The organism is Oscillibacter sp. UBA6647, assembly GCA_002455655.1.
In the GTDB taxonomy this organism is placed as follows: Bacteria; Bacillota; Clostridia; order Oscillospirales; family Oscillospiraceae; genus Oscillibacter.
In genome coordinates this window covers 1-4,223 of sequence record DKLF01000063.1, presented here as the reverse complement: position 1 = coordinate 4,223, position 4,223 = coordinate 1, and the positions used below count along the sequence as shown (strand labels likewise).

Annotated in this window: 4 protein-coding genes and 1 other RNA gene; 1 reads left to right on the top strand and 4 read right to left on the bottom strand. The window is 56.5% G+C overall.

Going from position 1 to position 4,223, the window contains the following annotated elements:
• On the bottom strand, positions 1-1,379 hold a 1,379-nt coding region (gene murD / locus B2W96_RS04890; protein ID WP_293009109.1), incomplete at its 3' end, for a UDP-N-acetylmuramoyl-L-alanine--D-glutamate ligase.
• A 147-nt stretch (positions 1,380-1,526) separates the two neighbouring features.
• Between murD and rnpB the strand changes: the two genes are divergently transcribed.
• Positions 1,527-1,956: RNase P RNA component class A (gene rnpB, locus B2W96_RS04885), an RNA gene on the top strand.
• 232 nt (positions 1,957-2,188) lie between these two features.
• Here rnpB and B2W96_RS04880 read toward each other — a convergent pair.
• The 3 genes from B2W96_RS04880 to B2W96_RS04870 form a co-directional block, all read right to left on the bottom strand.
• Positions 2,189-2,923, bottom strand: coding sequence for a YebC/PmpR family DNA-binding transcriptional regulator (locus B2W96_RS04880; RefSeq protein ID WP_293009107.1), 735 nt, complete (start codon positions 2,921-2,923; stop codon positions 2,189-2,191).
• A 4-nt stretch (positions 2,924-2,927) separates the two neighbouring features.
• Positions 2,928-3,719, bottom strand: coding sequence for a Nif3-like dinuclear metal center hexameric protein (locus B2W96_RS04875; RefSeq protein WP_293009105.1), 792 nt, complete (start codon positions 3,717-3,719; stop codon positions 2,928-2,930).
• Positions 3,703-4,223: tRNA (adenine(22)-N(1))-methyltransferase (locus B2W96_RS04870; protein WP_293009103.1), on the bottom strand; the 521-nt coding region annotated here is incomplete at its 5' end. The genes B2W96_RS04870 and B2W96_RS04875, both read right to left, overlap by 17 nt.

The following is a 4,223-nucleotide window of genomic DNA, read 5'->3' as shown; positions in this document are numbered from 1 at the left end:
TATTTCAATCCGGACACAATCTGCTTAAAAGCCCTGCCCCGCTCCATAAAGTTTTTAAACTGGTCAAAGGCCGCGCAGGCGGGGCTCAGCAAAATCACATCACCCTCCCCTGCTCTCTGTGCCGCAGTTTCCACGGCAGCGCGAAGCTCAGAAACAGTCAGCATTTCCGGAGTTCCCTGATAATTGGGCGCATTTTCAACGCAGCCGCGGATTTTTTCCGCCGTGGCCCCGCAGAGAATCAGAAGCTTCACGTGCTCTACAAGCTCCGGCCCCAGCGTGTCGAAGGGGATGTGCTTGTCGTAGCCCCCCGCAATGAGAATGACTTTTTCCGGGAAGGACCGCAGTCCCGCGATGGTGCGGGAAGGGCTGGTTCCGATAGAGTCGTTGTAGTACCGCACACCCCGCAGCGTCCGCACCAGTTCAATGCGGTGCTCTACACCGGCAAAGGTCCGAGCCACCTCCCGCATTGCTTCATCGGGCACCAAACCGTCCATGGCGGCAATTGCCGCCATATAGTTTTCCACGTTATGAACGCCGGGAAGCAGGATATCGGATGTGTGCATGATTTCCCGCTCCACCCCGTCTGCCCGGGAGACAATCACGTCCCCCCGAAGGAACACGCCCTCCTCCGGCTCCTCTTTACGGGAAAACAGCCGACGGCGGCCGACGGCGCGGCCTGCCTGCTCAGCCGTAAGATCATTGTCAGCATTAAATACGGCAATATCCGATGAAGACTGATGTGTAAAGATATTTTCCTTTGCAGCTATATACTCCGCCATATCCTTGTGTACATCCAAATGATTGGGTGCCAGATTTGTAATTACGGCGATGCGGGGGCTACGGGTCATGGTCATCAGTTGGAAAGAACTCAGCTCCAATACGGCATAGTCCTCCGGCCGCATTTCATCCGCCTCGCACAGCAGTGGACGGCCGATGTTTCCGCCAACGTGAACGTTTTTTCCGGCCTCTCTCAAAAATTCGGAGATCAGCGTGGTCGTGGTGGTCTTCCCGTCGCTTCCGGTAACAGCGATCAGCATGCAGGGAGCCACTTGAAAGAAGACCTCCATTTCGGAGGTAATCTCGCTTCCCCGTGCCGCTGCTGCCAAAAACTCCGGAACGTCCCGCCGCAGTCCCGGCGTGCGAAAAATCACGTCCTGAGTCAGATCCTTCAGGTATTCGTCTCCCAGCTTCAGCGTTACGCCAAGACTTTCCAGCCGGCCGGCCTCACAGCCCAAATCCTCCCGGCTTTTGCGGTCGCAGGCGGTGACACGAACGCCCGATTTTGCCAAAAGCTCAATCAGCGGCGTGTTGCTGACGCCGATCCCCACAATGGCCACGGTTTTTTCCCGAATGGATGCAATATATTCCTGTAAAGTCATAAGCGGTCCCTCCAAAAGCGCCCGCAGGGGCGGAAAAATTACTCAAAACAGTATACCGCAAAGCGGTAAAAATAGCAATCAGGCCCCATAAATTTTTCATCTTCTTTGCTGTTGACAAGCAGTGAAAGAGCGGGTAAAATAAACGGGCAAGTAAAACAGACAGTCGCGTAGGCAGGCCGAAAGGCCGTCTATGAGGAAAGTCCGGGCTCCACAGGGCAAGGATAACGGGTAACGCCCGCCGAAGGCGACTTCAGGAAAAGTGCAACAGAGATATACCGCCTTCTTTTGCCGTTCCATGGCGGTCGGGCCGCGTCGGCTAGCGCGCCGTCCTCGGACGGAACGCGGAATTGTCGGCTTCCGTGGATTGGCAAAAGACGGTAAGGATGGAAAGGCGAGGTAAGAGCTCACCCGACGGCTGGAAACAGTCCGTCGCTGTAAACTCTATCCGGAGCAACACCGTGGGGAAGCAATAGGTTGGCCCGACCGCTTCCAGGAGGTGGCTTGAGCGCGTCGGCGACGGCGCGTCGAGATAGATGACTGTCAAATACAGAACCCGGCTTACAGTTTTGCTTGCATCAGATATGGCCCTGGCTGCGGAACACGCAGCCGGGGCTTGTTCTTTTTTCAGTGCCCTTCGTTCCCTTTTCTTCCCTCTTTTTTCGCAAGCTTTATACTAATACATTCAACAAAATCTAAGTTTTGTTGAATGTATTAACGTAAAGCAGCCCGGGAGCAAACTGCTCCCGGGCTGCTTTTTTCAATATAGCCTTTAAACTGCTTCGGTCAGCAGACAAATGGGGCGGCTCAGCTTAGTCCTGCTCCCAGTTGTGCCAGACGTTCTGCACGTCCTCATTGTCCTCCAGCATATCAATGAGCTTGTCCATGTTCTTCACATCGCCCTCGCTGCTGAGCACAATGGTGTTCTGGGGGACCATTTCGATGTCTGCGTTGACAAAGCTGTACCCCTTCTCCTCCAGTGCCTTCACAACCGTGTTGAAGGAATCTGGGTCGGTGTTGATCTCAAGAGCCGGTCCGTCGGCGGTAAAGTCCGCCGCGCCGGCTTCCAGCGCATCCATCATCACAGTGTCCTCGTCCAGATCTCCGTCCTCGTTGTCAATGACGATGACGCCTTTGCGGTCAAAAGACCAACTAACACAGCCGGGCGCTCCCATGTTGCCGTTGCATTTGTCAAAGGCGTGGCGAACTTCCGGCGCGGTGCGCTGGCGATTGTCGGTGAGGGCCTCCACAATAACGGCCACGCCACCGGGACCATAGCCCTCATAGGTAATGGCCTCAAAGCTCTCCGTATTGCCCGCGCCCATGGCTTTCTCAATGGTGCGCTTGATATTGTCGTTGGGCATATTCACTGCCTTGGCCTTTGCAATGACCGTGGCAAGACGGGAATTGTTGTTGGGATCGCCGCCGCCGCCTTCCTTCACGGCAACGAGAATCTCCTTTGCCACCTTGGTGAATGCCGCGGATCGTCTCGCGTCCGCCGCTCCTTTGGTTTTTTGGATATTATGCCACTTGGAATGTCCAGACATATGTTTATTCTCCTTTAATGTAGAATTGAATGACTTCCCGGTGGGAAGCGGATTTTTCAATGGAAAGCCCAGGGAATTTTCCTTGCAGCCAGTCAATCAGCGCATGGCAGACCGGGTCCTCCGTGGGGAAATGGCCTGCGTCCAGCAAATTGATGCCCTTTCCCGCCGCGTCCAAAAACGCGTGATAGCCCAAATCCGAGGTCACAAAGGTATCACAGCCAGCAGCGGCCGCCGCATCCGCGTATTCGCCGCAGGCTCCACCGCCCACGGCCACGCAAAGCACCGATTTTCCGGCGTCGGCATAGCGCACCCCATTGCAGTCCAGTGCCTGAGAGACAAAGCCGGCAAAATCCCGCAGCGCCATGGGCGCCGGGAGCCGCCCCATACGGGCAAGCCCATCTGTCCCCGGAAGGGGCCCAGGGTCCTCCAGACGGAGAGTATAGGCCAGTACGTCATTCACGCCGCCCTCCGCCACATCCAAATTCGTATGCATGCAGATCACGCACATATTCGCTCGGACCAGCTTCCGCAGCAACCGCCCCTGCGGGGTATCCTCCCGCAAGGTTTGTACCGGAAGCCATCGGCAATTCATCACCGGATGATGCGAAACAATCAATTGGCAGCCCTTTGCAATCGCCTCATCCGCAACCGCTTCCGTCACATCCAGCGCCGCCAAAGCGCGGGTAATTTCCGCAGCCGGGTCGCCCACCAGCAATCCCACGTTATCCCAATCCATTGCACCGGCTTTGGGCGCGAGTTCAAACAGACTTTTCTCAATTTCAAGAGCCGTTGGCATGACGCCACTCCTCCCATACTTCCAGCAGAGATCCGATTACATCCCTCAGCCGGTCCGCTTTTTCCCACGTTTCCGGTCCGCTCCCTCGGTTAAGCCCAGCCACCGCCGTCTGGAGCCTTAAAATCTGCTCTACAAGATATCGTCCGCCCAGCGGATCCCCCATCAGGTGAGCACCGCCGTATATCTGCCCCGGAGACAGGCTCTGCGAACCGGCTCCAACCTCCAGCACAGGATAAATAGTTCCCCGGTCCTCCACCAGACACTCTCTGCTAATGGCGTATCCGTTGGCACTGAGAAAGGCCCGCAGCTCCTCCGCCCGCGATTGGGGCTGGAGCAGCAATGTATGACTGCCGTCGGCCGTCCAGGGGGCGGCGGCGAGAATGGAAACGATGTTCTCTCCGCCCATACCCGCAATCACCACAGTATGCGCCTCTTCGGCCGCCACTCCGGCAAGCCCATCGCACAGCCGAAATTCAATTCGCTCCAAAACGCCAAAGCGGCGCG